This window comes from Pseudomonas sp. 2835 (genome assembly GCF_050435905.1).
GTDB lineage: Bacteria > Pseudomonadota > Gammaproteobacteria > Pseudomonadales > Pseudomonadaceae > Aquipseudomonas.
In genome coordinates this window covers 39,470-59,419 of sequence record NZ_JBNDLE010000005.1, presented here as the reverse complement: position 1 = coordinate 59,419, position 19,950 = coordinate 39,470, and the positions used below count along the sequence as shown (strand labels likewise).

The following is a 19,950-nucleotide window of genomic DNA, read 5'->3' as shown; positions in this document are numbered from 1 at the left end:
ATTGCGGCCCTCGGTGCAAACCGGTCAAGCCTACCACAGAAGCGGCGACGGTCGGAGGCGTGCTCGATCGGGAGCGCAAGGCAGATAGCGCCAGGTGTCGGTGATCGACATTTACCGACAAATCTTGTCCAGATGGCCCAAGGCATAGCTGCACGTACGTTGGGCGCCGGGTTGTATGTTCTGTAAGTGGATGAAGAATTTGCGCGCCTGCTCGCTCATGACCCTGACAAATTCATCTTTATCGGCGGCGACAGACACCTCGCGGTGGCAATTGACGCTCACCTGCAGACGACCATTGGCATGGGTCAGTTTGACTTCGATTGGCTGGTCCGGAAAAAAGCAGCTGAACGATTGACCCTCGCTGACCTTCAGCAGTCCTTCTGACAAATAGCTCCACAGGTCGTCGACGTAATCAAACATGCTTTGATCAATTAGACGTTTACCATTGATAGATAGAACCAAAGCCCCTTCAATTTGATCCAGGTAGCGCACCTCTCCTTGAAACTCAAAAAAGTCAACGAAACCGTCGGCGATTTTAATGTAGGTTTCAACGATGATTCTATTTTTCATGCTCACCCTTGAATGTAATCACCGACTGCAAGCATCTAGAGCGGATATTCACCAGCCGTTACAGATGAAACAGCTAAACCACCTCAACCACTGCAACGTACCGTCTGCCTTCATACACTTTCAAAGAACACCCTTTTCTTAGTAAAGAGGATGGCGCGTTCTCCACCAGAAAATAGGCTTTACCAAGACCGGTTCTGCTACCGACATCTTCTGTATTGCTTTCTATTTCCAACACCAGACTCCAGTTCGTCTCTATCCCTGATTCATTTCGAAGCAGGTCGGTCGTAACATAGAAAGGTGTTTTGTGAGGCAGCACGGCTTTCCCGCCTAATTGCTCATCGACCCAACGCACTCTGACATCAACAATTTTTTTCATTTTATTTTCCTCCACAAGCTATCCGGCGAGTCCATTTCGGTTTGACTTTAGCTTTATTGAGATCACTGATCTCTATGTACCTAGCTTTACCAATTGCATCTAGGTTTGCACTAGAGAATGCCGCGTTAGCAATTTTGTCAGGTACTTTTACCTGAACAATCCGGAAATCACCGCCATGCCCCATCGTTTTCCCCCACGTCACAGCGTCTTTATAGGACTCAGCGAACCACTTTCCTTCCATGGTTCCGTGAGATGACCATGTTCCGGTTTTCATTAGGCTGGAATATTCATCAAGGCTCATGGACCTGTACAGGGTCGTTTCCAATCCTAGCGGGTCGATCCACCGTACTGGATTCTGAGCGTATTGATAGAGATTGGAGCCTCCCAACAAGCCAATCGGGTCGGGTTGGGTGAACCGCCCGATATCCGGGTCATAAAACCGAAACGTGTTGTAGTGCAGGCCCGTCTCACGGTCCAGGTACTGGCCCTGGAACCTGAGGTTCTGCTCTTCGATGAAATGCGCCTCACGCACTTCCTGCAGGGTATTGCCCCAGACCTGATAGCGCGCCTGCCAGACTGCTTCGCCACTGTCATCCGTCAGCTGTTCGGGCAGGCCATTGAGATCGTTATGGTAGTAGCGCACCTGCTGGTGCAGCCCCGTACCGTCAACCCGCGCCAAGGGTTCGTGGCTGTCTTCGACATACAGGTACAGGCTGGTCTGGCTGTATCGATGCTCCTGCAGCAAGCGCAGGCCATCCCAGGCAAAGCGGGTCTGGTCGAGCAGATTGCCCTGATCGTCGTGTTCGCTCTTTTCGACACGCCGCCCGAGCGGGTCGTAGCGCATGTTCAGCACTCGCTCGCGACCGCCGTGCTGGCTGCGCACCTGGATCAGGCGGTGCTCGGCGTCGTAGCTGAAGTGCTGGATGCCACGCCGGCTGCTGCGTTTCTCGATCAGGCGGCCGAAGCCGTCATAGCGATAGCGTTTGTCCTGGTAGGTGAGCAAGCGGTTATGGCGCACCAGGCCGATGCCGGCTTGCGGCCCATCGAGCAGGTTGGCGGCGGCGTCGTAGGCGAAGGCTTCGCTTTGGCCCTGGCCGGCGTCCTGGCTGGCCATGATCCGCCCGCTGGCATCGTAGTGCAGCAGTTGCTGGTGCTGGCCGCCGGGCTGCTGGTTGTAGCGGCTGATCAGGTTGTCTGCCGGATCGAAGTCAAAGCGTTGCTGCACCGCAGCCGGCAGTTGCGGCGGTTGGAGGTTGGGGCGGCGCAGCCGTGAACGCAGACGACCGCTGCGGTCGTACTCGCTGCGGGTACTGATTCGGCCTTGGGTGCGCAGCACTTCGCGGTGCAGGCGATCGCGCTCGAAATCGCTGATCACCTTGCCGTCGAGGTTGAGCTGGTGCAGATGACCGCTGCCGTAATACAGGCGGTTGAGCCAGCGGCCATCGGGCAGCTGAGTCTGGATCAGGTTGCCGAGTTCGTCGTAGTGATGCTGCAGCACTCCGCTGGCACTGTGTTCCTCCAGCAGTTGGCCAAGGGCGTCGTAAGCGAACGCCAGCTGTTCGGTGTTGCCCGCATTGTCGGTGAAGCTGATGGCCGTCAGTTGATCGAGAGGATCGTAGCTGTACAGGGTTTCGCCATCATCGGTGTGCTTTTTGATCAAGCGCCCGACGGCGTCCCGGTGCAATTGATGGATGATCGCTTCAGCACCGCCTCGCGGGGTGGGGAGGTACTCAACGCAACTGAGGTTATCCAGCCGGTCGTAGTGATAGCGGCTTGCGCTACCGTCCAGGTCCTGCTGTTCAGCCAGGCGATCAGCCAGGTCCCAGCTGAACCTGTAGCTCTCGCCATTTTCATTGGTCAGCGCCAGTAGCCGACCGTAGGCGTCGTAACTGAACTGCACCCGCCGACCCTGCGGGTCGATACGCTGTTGTACCTGGCCGCGCCGGGTATAGCGGTACTGGGTAGTGTGCCCGGCGGGGTCGGTATAGCTGCTGAGCTGGCCGTTGCGATCATGCTGATAGTGCTGGTTGCGCCCGTCCGGCAGTTGCGAACCGAGCAGGCGGCCCTTGGCGTCGTGCTGGTACTCGGTGCGCTCGCCCAGGGCGTCGGTGACCGCCTGCAGATGGCCGCGCCGGTCATAGCTGAAACGGGTCGGATACCCGGAGCAATCGACCTGTTCAATGAGCAGCCCCTGTTCGCTCCAGCGCAAGTGCTTGTGCGTGCCGGCCGCATCGATGATTTCCACCACCTGCCCGCGCTCGTCATAACGGTAGCGGGTGGTGCGGCCCAGTGGATCGGTTTCGCTGCTGCAGTTGCCGCGTTGATCGTAGCGGTAGCTCCAGCGCTTGCCGGCCTTGTCGGTCTGTACCCGGGGCAGCGACCAGTGTTCCAGCCACAGGGTTGACTCGCTGCGGCCCAGTGGGTCGATGCTTTCGCAGAGGTTGCCGGACTCATCGTACAGGTACTGCCATTGCCCGCCCTGCGGATCGGTGGCCGCCAGCAGCTGGCGCTCGTCGTTCCACTCGAAATGCCAGGTGTGGCCGAGGGCGTCGGTGTATCGGGTGATCTGGTACTGCGTGTTCCAGTGGCGGCTGCTAACCCGTTGCAGGCCGTCGGTGACCCGGGTGATACCCGCCTCGATGTCGTAGTCGAAGCGGTACTCGTCGCCGTCGTCGGTCCAGTGCCGGGCCACGCGCCAGTCGTCTGCAGCACGAGTCCATTCGTAGAAGCAGCGCAGGCCGCTGGGCAACTGGTGCTCGACCATGCGCCGGCCCTGGTCGTAGGCGAAGCGCCGTTGCAGCTGGCCGCTGGCGTCGCGCACTTCCGCCAGGTCGCCGTTACCGTCGTAGGCATAGCTGACCAGCAGCTCGTTCGACTCGTCGCTGTACCATCGCTCGATATGGCTGACCCGGGCTGGCCATTGGCTGCTGTAAACCAACTGCACCTGGACCACATCGAAGGTATCGCGCAGCCTGAGCAAGCGGCCGTTGGTGTCGTAGTCCAGGTAGATGCGGTTGTCGTTGCGGTCACCCAGTTGCGCCAGGCGCAGGCGCTGCGGGTCGCCCGGGGTTGGCTGGAACAGGCGATAGAGGCCGTCGACGCCTTCGATCAGCAACTCGCCATTGTGCGCGCGCCGCACGCTCAGGCCTTCGCCGGCACTGAATACCGCATCACCCCGGGGAATGTTGCCCATGTCGACGACCCGCGCCTGTTCGTCGGTGAACAGCAGGCGCTCGCCGCCTTCAGGATGCGCTTCGATGGCGACGAAGACTTCGTAATCGACGCTCCAGCCAGCACCGAACAGGCCGTCGCGGCGCTCATCCCGGTTGTTGTAGTAGCGTTGCCAGTCCAACGGGATCAGCCCCGGCAGGCTGAAATCGAGTTCTTCCTCGCCGCTGAGAATCTTCGCCCCGGTGGGTACATGCACCGGGTTGGGTGAGCCGGCAATAGCGCTGGTGATCGCGCCGGTCACCTGGCTGGTGACGGCGCTGGCAATGCCGCCAATCGCCATGCAGCCGAACTTGCTGTAGAACTTGCCGCCGCGACCGCGCAGCATCATCAAGGCGGTAATCGCCAGGCCGATGCCCGGGGTCTTGCCGCTGCGAATCTCGCGGACCACGATCGAGCCGCCGCCGATGCGCACGTTATCGGAGACCAGCCCGGCGTCGACGATCACCGCCTCGCAGGTGCTGCGATCACCGCTGCGACAGGCCGGATGGCCGTTGATAGTGACCTTGCTCGAGCCTTCGGCCAGGTACTGCGGCGGCATCGGCGGATGCTTGCTGCAGAGGATCTTGTCGTCGTCGGCAGGCTCGGTGTTCGGCGCCGGGCTGGCGACCGTAGGCCGCCACATCTGCGAGAAAAAGCCCTTGGCCATGTCGAGGAAGCTTTCTTCCTCCTCCTCGGCCGGCGGCTGAGCCGCGTCGCTGCCAGCGGGCGCCGCGGCGGCAACGATGACACCTGCAGCGCGGGCGGCCGGTTTGCCATTGGTGTGGGTGTTCTTCGAGCCGGTGAGGATGTTGGCCTGCACCGAGGGCGGGAACAGGAAGTTGCCGATGCCCTCGCATAAACTGCTTAAGCCCTTGTCGGCCCCGGTCTTGCTCATGGCCACGCCAACCACAATGCCCACCACTGCGCCGAGCACGAAGCAGCCGAGGCCGCCGGTAACCACGGTAAGCCCCAGCGCCGCGGTTACCGCCGCGGTGGCCAGCACGCCGATGGCGACGTTGGCGGCGACTTCCAGCACACCGCTGACGATGTCAGCCATCATCGAGGTGTGCATCAGCGCATCGCCCTGGCGGGCGGCCCACAGGGCGTCAGACATTACTGACCGGCAACGGCACGGCTGCAGGGCACTTGAACCTGGGCATGCTTGATTTCCATATCGAGCGTTTGAGGTGTCGGAATCTGCTGGAAGAGCGCCCGAGCGTCAACCCCGAGGGTGATGCAAAGCGTGTAGTTCCTGCAGCCGCGCGCGGGCCACATGGGTGTAGATCTGGGTGGTCGACAGGTCGCTGTGGCCGAGCAGCATCTGCACCACGCGCAGGTCGGCGCCGTGGTTGAGCAGGTGGGTGGCGAAGGCATGGCGCAGGGTGTGCGGCGACAGGCTCTTGTCGATACCGGCCACCAGCGCCTGGTGCTTGATGCGGTGCCAGAAGGTCTGGCGGGTCATCTGCTCGCCGCGCAGGCTGGGGAACAGCACATCGCTGGGGCGCCCGCCGAGCAGTTCGTTGCGGCCGTCACGCAGGTAGCGCTCGATCCACACCACCGCCTCTTCACCCATCGGCACCAAGCGTTCCTTGCTACCCTTGCCCATCACCCGCAGCACGCCCTGGCGCAAGTTGACCTGATCGAGGGTCAGGCTGACCAGTTCGGTGACGCGCAAGCCACAGGCGTACAGCACTTCGAGCATGGCGCGGTCGCGCTGGCCGATCGGCTCGCTCAGGTCAGGCGCCTGCAACAAGGCTTCGACGTCGGCTTCCGACAGGGATTTGGGCAATGGCCGCCCCAGTTGCGGCATTTCCACTTGCAGGGTCGGGTCGACGCCGATCAGTTTTTCCCGCAGCAGGTAGCGATAAAAGCCTCGCACCCCGGAGAGAAAACGCGCTGTCGAGCGTGGCTTGTAGCCCTGCTCCAGGCGCCAGGCCAGGTGATCGAGGATCAGTTCGCGCCCGGCATCGGGCAACTCGACGCCCTGCTCCGTGAGCCAGCCGTTGAACAGCGCCAGGTCGCTGCGGTAGGAATCGCGGGTGTTGTCGGCCAGGCCCTTTTCCAGCCACAGGGCATCAAGGAACTGATCGATAAGCGGATGTTCAATAGCGGGCATGACAACTCTGCGGCAAGCGACGAAAACGACGAATTGCCGCTAGTCTTCCATAACACTGCCGGCATAGGGAGCCCGAATGAACGAACAACAGATATTGCTGGCATTTGGCGGGATAGGTCTGGCAGCGCTGTGCTGCCAATGGCTGGCCTGGCGCCTGAAGCTTCCCGCGATCCTTTTCCTGCTGCTCAGCGGCATCCTCGCCGGCCCCGTGCTCGGCTGGCTCGACCCACAAGAACTGTTCGGCCCATTGCTGATGCCGCTGGTGTCATTGGCGGTAGCGCTGATCCTGTTCGAAGGCAGCCTGACCCTGCACCTGTCGCAATGGAAAGACATCGGCAGCGTAGTGCAGCGCATGGTCACGCTCGGCGCGCTGTCGACCTGGCTGGTGATCACCCTGGCCACCCACTGGTTGCTGGGCTTCGACTGGCTGCTGGCAACCTTGTTCGGCACCCTGACCCTGGTGACCGGGCCGACGGTGATCGTACCGATGCTGCGCGTGGTGCGGCCCAAAGCGACCATCGCCAACATCCTGCGCTGGGAAGGCATCGTCATCGACCCGATTGGCGCGCTGCTGGCGGTGGTGGTCTACAGCTTCATCATCGCCAGCGCCGCCGGCGACGGCCTGAGCCATAGCCTGGTGACCTTTGCCGGGGTGATTGTCTGCGGCAGCGCTTTCGGCGCGGCCGGCGGCTGGCTGCTTGGGCAGGTGATGCGTCACCAGTGGCTGCCGGAGTATTTGCATAACCTGGCGTCGCTGGCAGCGGTCCTGGGGATTTTCATTGGCGCCAACCAGGTGATGCATGAGTCGGGGCTGCTGGCGGTCACCCTCATGGGCATGTGGCTGGCCAACATGAAGGGTGTGGATGTCCGGCAAATCCTGCACTTCAAGGAGAATCTCAGCGTGCTGCTGATCTCCGGGCTGTTCATCCTCCTGGCCGCGCGCCTGGACCTCAATGCCCTGATCGGCCTGGGCCCGGCGGTGCTGGCCCTGCTGCTGATCATTCAGTTCGTGGCCCGGCCGCTGAACGTCGCGCTGTCGACCTTTGGCTCGCAATTGAACTGGCGCGAACGCGCCCTGCTGGCCTGGATCGCCCCGCGCGGCATCGTTGCCGCCGCAGTGTCGGCGATCTTCGCCATCCGCCTGGATGAAGCCGGGCATGAAGGCGCGCTGCTGCTAGTGCCGCTGACCTTCGCCGTGATCATCGGCACCGTGGTGCTGCAGAGCGCCACCTCGCGGCCCCTGGCGCGCCTGCTCAAGGTCGCCGAACCCGCCCCCAGCGGCTTTCTGATCGTCGGCGCCAACCCGCCGGCCCGCGCCGTGGCCAAGGCCCTGCAGCAGCTCGATTGCCGAGTGCTGCTGGCCGATTCCAGCTGGGAAAACATCCGCGCCGCGCGCATGGAGGGCTTGCCGACTTACTTTGGCCACCCTGCCTCGCAGCATGCCGATGCGCACCTGGACCTGGTGGGCCTGGGCCATCTGCTCGGGCTGTCGCCGGCGGGCGAGCTCAATACCCTGGCCTGCACCCGTTTTCGCCATGACTTTGGCCCGCAGCGGCTGTTTGTCCTGGCCAGCGGCCTGGAGGCCAAGCGCAGCGACAAGCACCGGGCCAGCGACGAGCATCGCGGGCAGACGCTGGGGAGCCAGCCGCTGACCTACGGGCAATTGGCCGGCTTGCTGAGCAATGGCGCCGAGCTGTACAGCACGCACCTGACCGAAGCGTTCGGCTGGGCGGATTACCAGGCGCTGCACGGCGAGCGGGCCAACCCGCTGTTTGCCCGCGATGGCAGTGGCTGGGTGCATGTGTTCGGGCCGGACAGCGTGCTCAAGCCTGGGCCTGGGTGGACGCTGGTGGCGTTGATTCAGCCGCAGTAGGAGCTCAGAATCCAGGCAACACTGGCACCGGGCGCTTGTCTTCGTCAATGGCGACAAAGCTGAACAGGCCATGGATGGCCTTCTCGCGGCTGTCGCAGCTCATGCTCTCGACGAACACTTCAACCTCGACCTTGAGGCTGGTGTTGCCCACCGTCGCCACCCGCCCAACCAGCTCGACGATGGAGCCGGCGGCAATCGGGTGCTTGAAGTCGATGCGGTCGGTCGACACCGTTACCAGCGGCAAGCGGCAGAAACGCGTGGCGGCAATGAACGAGACTTCGTCCATCCAGGCCAGCGCGGTGCCGCCGAACAGGGTGTTGTGGTGGTTGGTGGTGGACGGGAATACCGCCTTGGTCACGCGGGTCACCGACAGTTCGGTGCGGCGTTCGATTTCTTGCTCTCTGGGGCTCATGGGCTTCACATAGGACGACAAATTTCAGACAACAAAAAAGCAGCCCGAAGGCTGCTTTTTTCGCATGGTGGCCGCAGCCACCGGTCAAGCTGTCCTCAGGACAGTTTTTCCTTGATGCGAGCGGCTTTACCGGACAGGTCGCGCAGGTAGTACAGCTTGGCTTTACGCACGTCACCACGACGTTTCACGGCCAGGCTGTCGATTTGCGGGCTGTAGGTCTGAAAAGTACGCTCAACGCCAACACCGTTGGAAATCTTGCGAACGGTGAAAGCACTGTTCACACCACGGTTACGCTTGGCGATTACAACGCCTTCGAAAGCCTGCAGACGCGAACGATCGCCTTCCTTCACTTTCACCTGAACGACAACGGTGTCGCCCGGGGCAAAGGTCGGGATCTCTTTGGTCATCTGCTCTGCTTCGAGTGCAAGAATGATTTTGTTGGTCATGCTGTGCTCCTAAGGTAAATCAGCTGGATTTACCATCGATACGTTAACTATCGTCCCGCTCACGGAGGTATTCCGCCAGCAGCTTCTTCTCTTCTCCAGAAAGTGAGCGACTTTCCAGAAGATCGACGCGTCGTTCATAGGTCCGCCCAAGGGACTGCTGTAAACGCCATCGCCGGATGTGTGCATGGTTGCCACTAAGCAACACGTCGGGAACACGCTGATCCGCATACACCTCAGGTCGGGTGTAATGCGGGCAATCAAGCAGACCATCGGTGAAGGAGTCTTCCTGCGCCGAGTCCGCATGCCCTAAAGCTCCAGGCAGCAGTCGTGTAACCGCATCGATCAGGACCATCGCCGGCAGCTCGCCGCCAGACAGGACATAGTCTCCAATCGACCACTCTTCATCGACATGAGCTTCAATAAAGCGCTCGTCGATGCCTTCATATCGACCGGCTATCAGAATCAACGATTCGTGCTTCGCCAGGTCTTTGACCGCCGACTGAGTCAGCTTGCGGCCTTGTGGGCTCAGGTAAATCACCTTTGCCGCCTCTCCGGTTGCCTGCCTGGCATTCACCAGGGCGTCTTCCAGAGGCTTGATCTTCATCACCATGCCCGGACCACCGCCAAAAGGCCGATCATCTACCGTATGGTGACGATCTGTGGTGTAGTCCCGCGGGTTCCAGCAGGTCAGTTGCAACAACCCCTGTTTTACCGCGCGGCTGGTAATGCCGTACTCACTGATGGCCGAGAACATCTCGGGGAACAGCGTGATGACGTCTACGCGCAGGCTGGCCATTGCTTAGAAGTCCGCGTCCCATTCGACCCTCATTTCGCCTGCATCCAGGTCGATCTTCAACACGCATTGCCCGGTATAGGGCAACAGGCGTTCTCGATCATCCAGGCTGCCCGCGCAGGGCTTGACCACCATTACATCGTTCGCGCCGGTCTCCAACAGGTGATCAATCGTGCCGAACAGCTGTTCGTCCTGATTGATGACTTTCAGACCCACCAACTGGTACCAGTAGTACTCGTCGGCAGACAGGTTGGGCAAAAGGCTACGCGAGATACAAATCTCATAACCGCTCAGAAGACGGGCTTCATCACGATCGTCGAGGCCTTTGAGCTTGGCGACCAGGTCCTTTTGAGTGGAACGGCCACTGACCAGCTCGACCTGCTTTACCTTCCCTTCGTGCCGAAGCGTCCAGTTAGGGTAATCCAACAGGTTTTCAATCGGATCGGTAAAGGAAAAGACCTTCACCTCGCCGCGAACGCCGTGAACCGAAAAAATCTTGCCAACGACGATCAGGTCATCAGCTTTTTCTGGCGTCGCGCTCATACTATTCAGGCAGCAGCCTTAGCAGCATCTTTCAGCAGTTTTGCAACGCGCTCGGATGGCTGTGCGCCAACGCTCAGCCAGTGAGCAACGCGGTCTTGTTTAACGGACAGGCGAACTTCCTGGCCACGAGCGATAGGGTTGAAGAAACCAACCTGCTCGATGTGCGAACCGGTAACCGGGTTACGCGAGTCGGTCACGGTCAGGGTGTAGAATGGGCGCTTTTTAGAGCCACCACGGGCAAGACGGATGGTTAGCATTGAACATCGTTCCTGTAGTCGGTGCTGCAAATCATAATGCACAGCGGGCACACGGGTGCCCGAAAGGCCGCATATTCTCAAGGAATACACGGACTTTTGCAAATGCCTTTTTACACCAGGTAAAAAGGCCAGCCTGCAGATCTGCGGTTTGTGCAGCCTCTATATAAAGGCCGCGTTGTTCCCGCCGAGGCGGGGTTCCGATCGTCGGCCCGTTTCCAGGCCGCCGATGCGAATGAGGTTACAGCTTGGGCATGCCGCCGCCGGGCATCATGCCACCCAGGCCGCGCATCATCTTGGCCATGCCGCCTTTGGCAGAAAACTTCTTCATCATCTTCTGCATTTGCTTGTGCTGCTTGATCAGACGGCCGATGTCCTGCACCTGGGTGCCGGAACCGAGGGCAATACGGCGTTTGCGCGAACCGCTGATCAGCTCAGGGTCGCGGCGCTCGGCCGGGGTCATCGAGTTGATGATCGCTTCCATCTGCTTGAATTGCTTCTCGGCGGCGCCCTGGGCGCTGCCCATCTGGGCCAGGTTGACGCCGCCAATGCTCGGCAGCTTGTCCATCAGGCCGCCCAGGCCACCCATGTTCTTCATTTGTTGCAGCTGGTCGCGGAAGTCTTCGAGGTCGAAGCCCTTGCCCTTTTTCAGCTTCTTGGCCAGTTTGTCGGCCTTGTCCTTGTCGAGGGTCTGTTCGGCCTGTTCGATCAGGCTGAGCACGTCGCCCATGCCGAGGATGCGCGAGGCGATACGATCGGGGTGGAACGGCTCGAGCGCGTCGCTCTTCTCGCCCATACCGATGAACTTGATCGGCTTGCCGGTAATGGCGCGCACCGACAATGCGGCACCGCCACGGGCGTCACCGTCGACCTTGGTGAGGATCACACCGGTCAACGGCAGCGCATCGCCGAACGCCTTGGCCGTATTGGCGGCGTCCTGGCCGGTCATGGCATCGACCACGAACAGCGTCTCGATCGGCTTGACCGCGGCGTGCAGGTCCTTGATCTCGGTCATCATTTCGGCGTCGATGTGCAGACGGCCGGCGGTGTCGACGATGACCACGTCGATAAACTTGAGCTTGGCTTCGCGGATTGCCGCCTCAGCGATGGCCACTGGCTTCTGGCTGATATCGGACGGGAAGAAGGTTACGCCGATGTCGCCCGCCAGGGTTTCCAGCTGCTTGATCGCCGCCGGACGGTAGACGTCGGCCGAGACCACCATCACGGTCTTCTTCTTGCGCTCTTTAAGGAAGCGCGCCAGCTTGCCGGCGGTGGTGGTCTTGCCCGCGCCCTGCAGACCGGCCATCAGCACCACCGCAGGCGGCGCGGCGTTGAGCGCCAGATCTTCGTTGGCAGCGCCCATCAGGCCTTCGAGCTCGGCCTGGACGATCTTCACGAACGCCTGGCCCGGGGTCAGGCTGCGCGACACCTCGGTGCCGACCGCACGTTCCTTGACCTTGTTGACGAAATCCTTGACCACCGGCAGGGCGACGTCAGCCTCGAGCAACGCCATGCGCACTTCACGCAGGGTGTCTTTGATGTTGTCTTCGGTCAGCTTGGCCTTGCCGGTGACATGGCGCAGCGTCTGTGACAGACGGTCGGTCAGGTTTTCAAACATGGTGATCCTTTCGGGCTCTGTAGAACCGAGGTTTATCAGCTGCCTCTGGCGTATTCGGCCGGCCTTGGGCAGGGGCAGGCCGGCGATTATAACGAAGACTTGGCCCAGCGCACACCATGCCGTCGGCTGGCAGTCTTCCTAGGCGGGCGCGATCTATGCCAAACTCAGTCCCTTTCGGGCTTGCCTAACAGGACTTATGCTCCCCTTGTCACCCAGCTTGCTACCCAATCTCATCGCCGCCTGCCTGTATGCCGCCGCGACCTTCTATCAAGGCTCGCGCCTGGCCCAGGGCACCAAGGCCGACAAACGCCTGCTCGGCCTGCTTGGCGCGCTGGCGGTCATTGCCCAGGGCACCGCGCTGTTCTGGCAACTGCTCACGCCTTTGGGCCTGAGCCTGGACTTCTTCAGCGCCGCCAGCCTGATCGCCACTGCGGTGATAGCCCTGACCCTGCTGGCCTGCCTGCGCATCCCGGTGGAGAACCTGCTGCTGTTGCTGTTCCCGCTGGGCATGGCCACGGCGTTGATCGCCCAGTTCGCGCCGTCCGGCACGGTACCGCTGATCAACGAAGAGCCGGGCATCCTCGCGCATATCCTGCTATCGATCCTGGCCTATGGCATGTTCACCATCGCCGTGGTCCAGTCGTTACTGCTGCTGCTGCAGGATCACCAGCTCAAGCACAAGCACCCGTCCGGGCTGATCAAGAACTTCCCGCCGCTGCAAACCATGGAAAGCCTGCTGTTCGGCTTCCTTTGGGCTGGCTGGGGCCTGCTGTCGCTGTCGCTGCTCTCCGGCTGGCTGTTCCTGGACAACCTGTTCGCCCAGCACCTGGTGCATAAAACCCTGCTGGCGTGCCTGGCCTGGATCGTCTTCAGCGTGCTGCTGTGGGGCCGCACCCGCCTCGGCTGGCGCGGGCACAAGGCGATCCGCTGGACCCTGGCCGGCTTCTGCCTGCTGATGCTGGCCTATTTCGGCAGCAAGCTGGTACGCGAATTCATCCTGCATATCTGACGGGCACAGGTAAATGGACGCTCTGCCGTTAGGACCGCTACTCGGCGTATTGGCACTGGCACTGCTCTGGTCGGCGCTGTTCACTGCGGTGGACGCCGCCCAGCAGCAACTCAACGGTGGCCGGCGCAACCCGCAGACCGGCGAGCACCCCGAACTTGCCGTAACCCCTCAAGCCCTGGTGCTGTGCTCGACCCTGGGCAAGCTGCTGGTGCTGGCCCTGGCCTGCCTGATGGGCCAGCGCTACAGTGGCGAACACGGCTTCTGGCTGGCTGGCCTGGGCGCCGCCGCCGTGCTTTTGATCGTTGCCGAATATCTGCCGCGACAACTGGCCAGGCGCAACCCGCAGGCCTTCATCGGCCTGGGCAACAGCTTGCTCAAGGTGCCGCTCAAGCTGTTGCAGCCCCTGGCCTGGCTGCTCGATGGCTGCGCACGGGTGCTGTTGCGCCCGTTCCGGGTGCAAAGCCACGCGGTAGCGGTGCACGACAACGACGACAGCGACAGCTACGCCGCCGACGAGCCGGATGTCGACCAGCGCCTGAACCTGCCGGAAAGCCTGCTGGCGCTGGACAAGGTCACCGTCAACGACATCCTCGTGCCACGCAACGATGTCGACGGCATCAACCTCGATGAGCCGATCGAGGCGATCATCGAACAGTTGATCATCAGCCGCCACACCCGCCTGCCGGTCTACCACAGCGACATCAACCAGGTGGAGGCGATCCTCAACACCAAGCTGATCAGCCACCTGCTGCCCAAGGCCGAACTGACCCGCGAAACGCTGCAAGCGGCCTGCTACGAACCCTACTTCGTGCCAGAAAGCACGCCGTTGCAGCTGCAATTGCTGAATTTCCACAAGCAGCAGCGGCGTCTGGGCGTGGTGGTCGACGAGTACGGCGAAGTACTCGGCATCGTCACCCTGGAAGACATCCTCGAAGAAATCGTCGGCGAGTTCGAAGACGAACATAGCCACGACAATCCGCATATCCACCCCCAGGCCGACGGGCGCTTCGTCATTGAAGGCAACGTGTCGATCCGCGAGCTCAACCGCACGCTGGGCTGGCACCTGCCCAGCGACGGGCCGAAAACCCTCAACGGCCTGGTCACCGAAGCCCTGGAAAGCATCCCGGCAAGCGCCGTGTGCCTGAAAATCGGCCGTTATCGCCTGGAAATTCTCGAAACCGAGGACAATTGTGCCAGCCGCATACTGGTCTGGACGCTCAAGCGCTAGCTATACTGGCTTCACGCTTACCCAGCCCCAGCCGTCTCGCCCGCTACCCGCACCGGCGTCACACGGCCAGTCAGCCTGACTGAACATTGCGCGCAATAGCGGTACTGGTTCACACCCCGAGCCTTACCCGCGCCCGCCCCCATCCCCAACGGGCGTATGTTTCGTCACGCGACCATAACAATTCGCTTCGGCGCACGCCCGTGCCTGCCTGTTCGTACCCGGCCGGCGGCGATGCCCATGGAGCTCTCGACTGACAGGGATAATCGCATGACCACCAGCAGCACCTACCCCGAAACCGCCCAGGCCAGCCCCGGCAACTCGCCGGCGCGAGTTGCCACCGCCAGCTTCATCGGCACCGCCATCGAGTTCTACGACTTCTACGTGTACGCCACTGCGGCGGCGCTGGTGATCGGCCCGGTGTTCTTTCCGCAGACCTCCGGCACCGCGCAGATGCTCTCGGCGTTCCTCACCTTTGGCATCGCCTTTCTGGCCCGCCCCCTGGGCTCGGCGCTGTTCGGCCACTTTGGCGACCGTATCGGCCGTAAATCGACCCTGGTAGCCTCGCTACTGCTGATGGGTGTGTGTACCACCCTGATCGGCGTGCTGCCCGGCTACGACAGCATTGGCGCCTGGGCGCCGATCCTGCTTTGCGTGCTGCGCTTTGGCCAGGGCCTGGGCTTGGGCGGCGAATGGGGCGGCGCAGCGCTGCTGGCTACCGAGAATGCGCCGAAGGGCAAGCGCGCCTGGTTCGGCATGTTCCCACAGTTAGGCCCTTCGATCGGTTTTCTGGCGGCCAACGGCCTGTTCCTGACCCTGGCCATGCTGCTGACCGATGAGCAGTTCCGCAGTTGGGGCTGGCGCATTCCGTTCCTGCTTAGTGCCGCTCTGGTCATGGTTGGCCTGTACGTGCGCCTGAAGCTGGAAGAAACGCCGGTGTTCGCCAAGGCCGTGGCTCGTCACGAGCGGGTGAAAATGCCGGTGGTCGAGCTGTTTGCCCAATACTGGGCCCCTACCCTGCTGGGCGCTGGGGCCATGGTGGTGTGCTATGCGCTGTTCTATATCTCGACGGTGTTTTCGCTCAGCTATGGCGTTTCGACCCTGGGCTACAGCCGTGAGACCTTCCTCGGCCTGCTGTGCTTCGCGGTGCTGTTCATGGCCCTGGCCACGCCACTGTCGGCCTGGCTCAGCGATCGTTACGGGCGCAAGCCGGTGCTGATTGGCGGCGGGGTGCTGGCGATCGCTTCGGGCTTTACCATGGAGCCGCTGCTGACCTCGGGTTCGACCACGGGCGTGGCGCTGTTCCTGGCCATCGAGCTGTTTTTGATGGGCGTGACCTTTGCGCCGATGGGCGCCTTGCTGCCTGAGCTGTTCCCCACTCACGTGCGTTACACCGGGGCGTCGGCAGCCTACAACCTGGGCGGGATCGTCGGCGCCTCGGCGGCACCGTTCTTTGCCCAGAAGCTGGTGGCCATGGGCGGTTTGAGCTGGGTCGGCGGCTATGTGTCGGCGGCGGCTGTGCTGAGCCTGATTGCGGTGTTGTGCCTGAAAGAGACGCGCCACTCGGAGCTGTAAAATCATCGCGGGGCAAGCCCGCTCCTACCGGTGTAGGAGCGGGCTTGCCCCGCGATTGCTTAGAACTCTACCTTGACCGCCTGCGAAGCACGGGTGGCCTTGGCCCGGGCGGCTTCGATCGACTCGTCGCGAGCCAGGCACACGCCCATACGCCGCTGGCCGTTGACCTCAGGCTTGCCGAACAGGCGAATGGCGGTATCCGGCTCGCTCAGGGCAGCGCCGAGGTTGGCGAAGGCGGTCTGCTGCGACTGGCCTTCCACCAGGATCACCGCCGACGCCGACGGGCCGAACTGACGGATCAGCGGGATCGGCAAGCCCAGGATCGCCCGCGCATGCAGGGCGAACTGCGACAGGTCCTGGGAAATCAGGGTCACCAGACCCGTGTCGTGCGGGCGCGGCGAAACTTCGCTGAACCACACCTGGTCGCCTTTGACGAACAGCTCGACACCGAACAGGCCACGGCCGCCCAGCGCCTCGGTCACCGCCTTGGCGACCCGCTCGGATTCAGCCAGGGCCACCGGGCTCATCGCCTGCGGCTGCCAGGACTCCTGGTAATCGCCCTTCTCCTGACGGTGGCCGACCGGCGCGCAGAAAGTGGTGCCGCCGACATGACGAACGGTCAACAAGGTGATTTCGTAGTCGAAATCGATGAAGCCTTCGATGATCACCCGGCCCTTGCCGGCACGCCCGCCTTCCTGGGCATAGTCCCAGGCCTTTTGCACGTCGTCAGCGCTGCGCAGCAGGCTCTGGCCCTTGCCCGACGAACTCATCACCGGCTTGACCACGCACGGAAAGCCGAGGTCGTCGACGGCCTTGGCGTATTCCTCGAAGGTGTCGGCGAAATGGTACGGCGAGGTCGGCAGGTCGAGCTCTTCGGCGGCCAGGCGACGGATGCCTTCGCGGTTCATGGTCAATTGCGCGGCGCGGGCGGTCGGCACCACGGTGAAACCTTCGTTTTCCAGCTCGACCAGGGTTGCGGTGGCGATGGCTTCGATTTCCGGGACGATGTAGTGCGGTTTCTCGGCCTCGATCACTGCCCGCAGGGCGGCGCCGTCGAGCATGTTGATCACGTGGCTGCGATGGGCCACCTGCATGGCCGGGGCGTTGGCGTAACGGTCCACGGCAATCACTTCAACGCCCAGGCGTTGCAGCTCGATCACCACTTCCTTGCCCAGCTCGCCGCAGCCACAGAGCAGTACGCGGGTCGCGGTCGGCGACAATGGGGTTCCGATACGGGTCATTTCAGGTCCTCAGAGGGAAGAACATCCTGGGCCGCCCCGTACTCGGTGCAACCCGGTGAAAAGGAGCGCCATTTTACATGAACCGCCCTCAGCCGGTGACCACCCGCTTGCGCGCGCGCCAGGCCATGGCCAGCCACACCACGGTAACCCCGGCGAATTTCGAGGCCATGGCGGTACCGACCACGGCCGGGGTCAGGGCGCCGATCATGCCGAAGAAGATAAAGGTATCGATCGGGATGCTCAGCGCCGAACTCAGCCACAGGCGATCGTGCAACGGCCGTTTGGTGATGGTGAACACCAGCCAGTCGATCAGCTCGGACACCGCAAAGGCGGTGGCACTGGCCAGGGCGATGGCCGGTTCCGAGGTAATATAAGAAAGCACCAGAGCCGCCAGCATGGCCACCAGCGCGCCGTGGCCGAAGCGGGTCTGGACCATGTCGCGCAGGATGAACACCAGCCCACCCCAGGCGGACCAGATGACGTCCAGGTGCGGGGCACTGGAGAAGGCGTAGTTGATCAGCACTACGCTGCTGATATAGGCAATCAGAAAGAACATGGGATCGACCGCTGGGCAAGCGCTACAGGGTACTGCAGCGCTTGCCGGCGGCCAAGAGGCGGATCATGCACCGACGCTGAAGATCAGCCCGGCCGCGACTGCGCGCTCGTGGCACAGCTTGAGCACCTGGCGGCGCTCGCTGTTGTCCATCCGCCCCCAGCGAGTGATTTCAGCGGCGGTGCGCTGGCAGCCGGTGCAGATATCGGCGTCGTCCAGCGCGCAGATCTGCACGCAGGGCGAGGCGACCGGGCGTTCAGGCGTGCTCATCATTCCTCCTGCGGGGCCAGGTCGCGTGCATAACGCTCGGCGTTGTGCACGTAGTGGGCAGCACTGGCTTCAAGCATCTTTTTTTGCGCCTCGGTCAGTTCGCGCACCACCTTGCCCGGCGAGCCCATCACCAGCGAGCCGTCAGGGATCTCTTTGCCTTCGGGGATCAGCGCATTGGCGCCGATGATGCAGTACTTGCCGATCCGCGCACCGTTGAGGATCACCGCGTTGATGCCGACCAGGCTGTGGTCGCCGACCGTGCAGCCGTGCAGCATGGCGTTGTGGCCGACGGTCACGCCCTTGCCCAGGGTCAGCGGCGAGCCCATGTCGGTGTGCATCACCGTGCCGTCCTGGACGTTGCTGTTCTCGCCGATGTCGATCAGCTCGTTATCGCCGCGCAACACCGCGCCGAACCAGACGTTGGCGCCGGCCTGCAGGCGCACCTTGCCGATCAGCGTGGCAGTCGGCGCAACCCAGCTGCGCGGATGGGTTTCGACCCGCAGGTCGCCCAGACGGTATTTCATGCGTGGATCCTCACGGTGCGGCGTGGCTGGCGGGTGGTCCCGCTCAAATGGGGGTAAAGCGTTCAGGCGGCTGATGCAGGCTGATGTTGGCATCGTAAAGCAAGTTGACCAGCTCGACGATCATGATCGCCGACAGCCCCCAGATCTTGTACTCGCCATAGCGGTAGCTGGGCACGTACCAGCTGCGGCCCTGGTAATCGATTCGGTGGGTATGGTCGCGCGGGTCCTGGCGGAAGAACTCCAGCGGCACGGTAAACACCGCGGCGATCTCGGCGTCATTGGCCTGGTACTCGACGAAGTCCGGGATCAGGCCGACGAAAGGCGTCACTTTCAGCCCATGCAGGGAAATCAGCGGGCTCAGCGGGCCGATGATTTCCACCAGGCCCGGCGGCAGACCGATTTCTTCTTCGGCTTCACGCAGGGCGGTGAAGATCAGGTCGGGGTCTTCCGGGTCGCGGCGACCACCGGGGAAGGCCACCTCGCCGCCGTGGGTCGACAAACCCTTGGCGCGCAGGGTCAACACCAGTTCCGGCTCTTCGCTGCGGGTGATGGGCAATAACACAGCGGCCTCGGGAAAACGTCGGTCCGTCTCCAGGGTACTCGGCGTATGACTGCTCACGCGGCGAAGTAGCTCGTCCAGCATTGCTCTCTCTCGATTCCAAAGCCTGTCGTGCATGATGCACCAAAGCCGCGGGCCGCCCAAGTCCCGGCGACGATCCGGCTTGCGGCCCCGGTGACAGTGGCGCCAAGATAGGCGCACCTAACAGGAATAAAAGCATGAAATTCTGCAGCGCGTGCGGCAATCAGGTGATTCAGCGCATTCCCGAGGGCGATACCCGCCTGCGCTATGTCTGCGATCACTGCCAGACCATTCATTACCAGAACCCCAATATTGTCGCCGGGGTGCTGCCGACCTGGGGCAGCCAGGTGTTGCTGTGCCGCCGCGCCATCGAACCGCGCCGGGGTTACTGGACCTTGCCGGCCGGGTTCATGGAGAACGGCGAGACGGTGGAACAGGCCGCGCGCCGGGAAACCGTCGAGGAAGCCTGCGCCCGTGTCGGCGCAGCCAGCCTGTACCAGCTGTTTGACCTGCCGCACATCAACCAGGTGCACGTGTTCTTTCGCGCAGAACTGGCCGACCTGGACTTTGCCGTCGGCGTCGAGAGCCTGGAAGTGCGGCTTTTCGACGAAAGTGAAATCCCGTGGGACGAGCTGGCTTTCCGCACCGTCAGTCGTACCCTAGAATGCTATTATCGTGACCGCACCGAGCAGCGCTTCCCGATCGGCAATGAATGCCTGTCTCCCATGCTCGTCTCGTCACCCAACACCTAGTTTCTTCAGG

The 19,950-nt window shown here is 62.3% G+C and carries 20 protein-coding genes; 5 read left to right on the top strand and 15 right to left on the bottom strand.

Annotated elements, in window-relative coordinates:
- Positions 1–111: 111 nt before the first annotated feature.
- The 4 genes from ABIE20_RS08555 to xerD all read right to left on the bottom strand — a co-directional run bounded on the left by ABIE20_RS08555 (position 112) and on the right by xerD (position 6,272).
- Complete coding sequence (locus tag ABIE20_RS08555) at positions 112–570, bottom strand: hypothetical protein (RefSeq protein WP_429504358.1); 459 nt, start codon at positions 568–570, stop codon at positions 112–114.
- A 73-nt stretch (positions 571–643) separates the two neighbouring features.
- Entirely contained in the window at positions 644–946 is a 303-nt protein-coding gene (locus tag ABIE20_RS08550; protein WP_258578838.1) for a hypothetical protein, read from the bottom strand.
- A gap of 1 nt (position 947) precedes the next feature.
- Positions 948–5,270, bottom strand: coding sequence for an RHS repeat-associated core domain-containing protein (locus ABIE20_RS08545; protein ID WP_429504356.1), 4,323 nt, complete (start codon positions 5,268–5,270; stop codon positions 948–950).
- A 105-nt stretch (positions 5,271–5,375) separates the two neighbouring features.
- Positions 5,376–6,272 (bottom strand): site-specific tyrosine recombinase XerD, encoded by an 897-nt coding sequence (gene xerD, locus ABIE20_RS08540; protein WP_429504354.1) that lies wholly within the window; start codon positions 6,270–6,272, stop codon positions 5,376–5,378.
- A gap of 76 nt (positions 6,273–6,348) precedes the next feature.
- Here xerD and ABIE20_RS08535 point away from each other — a divergent pair, with 76 nt between their 5' ends.
- Complete coding sequence (locus ABIE20_RS08535) at positions 6,349–8,145, top strand: cation:proton antiporter (RefSeq protein ID WP_429504352.1); 1,797 nt, start codon at positions 6,349–6,351, stop codon at positions 8,143–8,145.
- Positions 8,146–8,149: 4 nt separating this feature from the next.
- Here ABIE20_RS08535 and ABIE20_RS08530 read toward each other — a convergent pair whose 3' ends face one another.
- The 6 genes from ABIE20_RS08530 to ffh form a co-directional block, all read right to left on the bottom strand.
- Entirely contained in the window at positions 8,150–8,557 is a 408-nt protein-coding gene (locus tag ABIE20_RS08530) for an acyl-CoA thioesterase (protein ID WP_010220243.1), read from the bottom strand.
- Between the two features lie 95 nt (positions 8,558–8,652).
- Complete coding sequence (rplS, locus tag ABIE20_RS08525; RefSeq protein WP_130263381.1) at positions 8,653–9,003, bottom strand: 50S ribosomal protein L19; 351 nt, start codon at positions 9,001–9,003, stop codon at positions 8,653–8,655.
- Positions 9,004–9,046: 43 nt separating this feature from the next.
- Entirely contained in the window at positions 9,047–9,799 is a 753-nt protein-coding gene (gene trmD / locus ABIE20_RS08520; RefSeq protein ID WP_045196554.1) for a tRNA (guanosine(37)-N1)-methyltransferase TrmD, read from the bottom strand.
- A 3-nt stretch (positions 9,800–9,802) separates the two neighbouring features.
- Positions 9,803–10,339: a ribosome maturation factor RimM gene (gene rimM, locus ABIE20_RS08515; protein ID WP_429504349.1), complete on the bottom strand. Its 537-nt coding sequence runs from the start codon at positions 10,337–10,339 to the stop codon at positions 9,803–9,805.
- Positions 10,340–10,344: 5 nt separating this feature from the next.
- On the bottom strand, positions 10,345–10,596 hold the full coding sequence (gene rpsP / locus ABIE20_RS08510) for a 30S ribosomal protein S16 (RefSeq protein ID WP_028942918.1): 252 nt from the start codon (positions 10,594–10,596) through the stop codon (positions 10,345–10,347).
- Between the two features lie 238 nt (positions 10,597–10,834).
- Positions 10,835–12,211 carry a signal recognition particle protein gene (ffh, locus tag ABIE20_RS08505; RefSeq protein ID WP_038996825.1) on the bottom strand — a complete coding sequence of 459 codons (1,377 nt, stop codon included), beginning with the start codon at positions 12,209–12,211 and terminating at the stop codon, positions 10,835–10,837.
- Positions 12,212–12,407: 196 nt separating this feature from the next.
- On the opposite strand from ffh, the gene ABIE20_RS08500 reads away from it, so the two are divergent.
- From ABIE20_RS08500 to ABIE20_RS08490, 3 genes are all read left to right on the top strand, one after another.
- Positions 12,408–13,220 carry a cytochrome C assembly family protein gene (locus ABIE20_RS08500; RefSeq protein ID WP_045196549.1) on the top strand — a complete coding sequence of 271 codons (813 nt, stop codon included), beginning with the start codon at positions 12,408–12,410 and terminating at the stop codon, positions 13,218–13,220.
- A gap of 13 nt (positions 13,221–13,233) precedes the next feature.
- Complete coding sequence (locus tag ABIE20_RS08495) at positions 13,234–14,448, top strand: transporter associated domain-containing protein (RefSeq protein ID WP_429504346.1); 1,215 nt, start codon at positions 13,234–13,236, stop codon at positions 14,446–14,448.
- A gap of 267 nt (positions 14,449–14,715) precedes the next feature.
- Positions 14,716–16,020, top strand: coding sequence for an MFS transporter (locus ABIE20_RS08490; RefSeq protein ID WP_429504344.1), 1,305 nt, complete (start codon positions 14,716–14,718; stop codon positions 16,018–16,020).
- A 59-nt stretch (positions 16,021–16,079) separates the two neighbouring features.
- Here the strand turns inward: ABIE20_RS08490 and purT are convergent, their stop codons facing one another.
- From purT to ABIE20_RS08465, 5 genes are all read right to left on the bottom strand, one after another.
- Positions 16,080–17,261, bottom strand: a complete 1,182-nt coding sequence (purT, locus tag ABIE20_RS08485; protein ID WP_045196543.1) for a formate-dependent phosphoribosylglycinamide formyltransferase — start codon at positions 17,259–17,261, stop codon at positions 16,080–16,082.
- A gap of 88 nt (positions 17,262–17,349) precedes the next feature.
- Positions 17,350–17,817: a VUT family protein gene (locus ABIE20_RS08480; RefSeq protein WP_045196541.1), complete on the bottom strand. Its 468-nt coding sequence runs from the start codon at positions 17,815–17,817 to the stop codon at positions 17,350–17,352.
- A 63-nt stretch (positions 17,818–17,880) separates the two neighbouring features.
- Positions 17,881–18,084, bottom strand: coding sequence for a DUF1289 domain-containing protein (locus ABIE20_RS08475; RefSeq protein ID WP_429504342.1), 204 nt, complete (start codon positions 18,082–18,084; stop codon positions 17,881–17,883).
- The gene (locus ABIE20_RS08470; protein WP_429504340.1) at positions 18,084–18,608 is read right to left on the bottom strand and encodes a gamma carbonic anhydrase family protein; all 525 of its coding nucleotides are present in this window, start codon (positions 18,606–18,608) and stop codon (positions 18,084–18,086) included. Before ABIE20_RS08470 ends, ABIE20_RS08475 begins: the two co-directional genes overlap by 1 nt.
- Positions 18,609–18,651: 43 nt before the next feature.
- Positions 18,652–19,251 (bottom strand): CoA pyrophosphatase, encoded by a 600-nt coding sequence (locus tag ABIE20_RS08465; protein WP_010220257.1) that lies wholly within the window; start codon positions 19,249–19,251, stop codon positions 18,652–18,654.
- A gap of 134 nt (positions 19,252–19,385) precedes the next feature.
- On the opposite strand from ABIE20_RS08465, the gene ABIE20_RS08460 reads away from it, so the two are divergent.
- On the top strand, positions 19,386–19,940 hold the full coding sequence (locus tag ABIE20_RS08460; protein ID WP_429504337.1) for an NUDIX hydrolase: 555 nt from the start codon (positions 19,386–19,388) through the stop codon (positions 19,938–19,940).
- Positions 19,941–19,950: the final 10 nt, after the last annotated feature.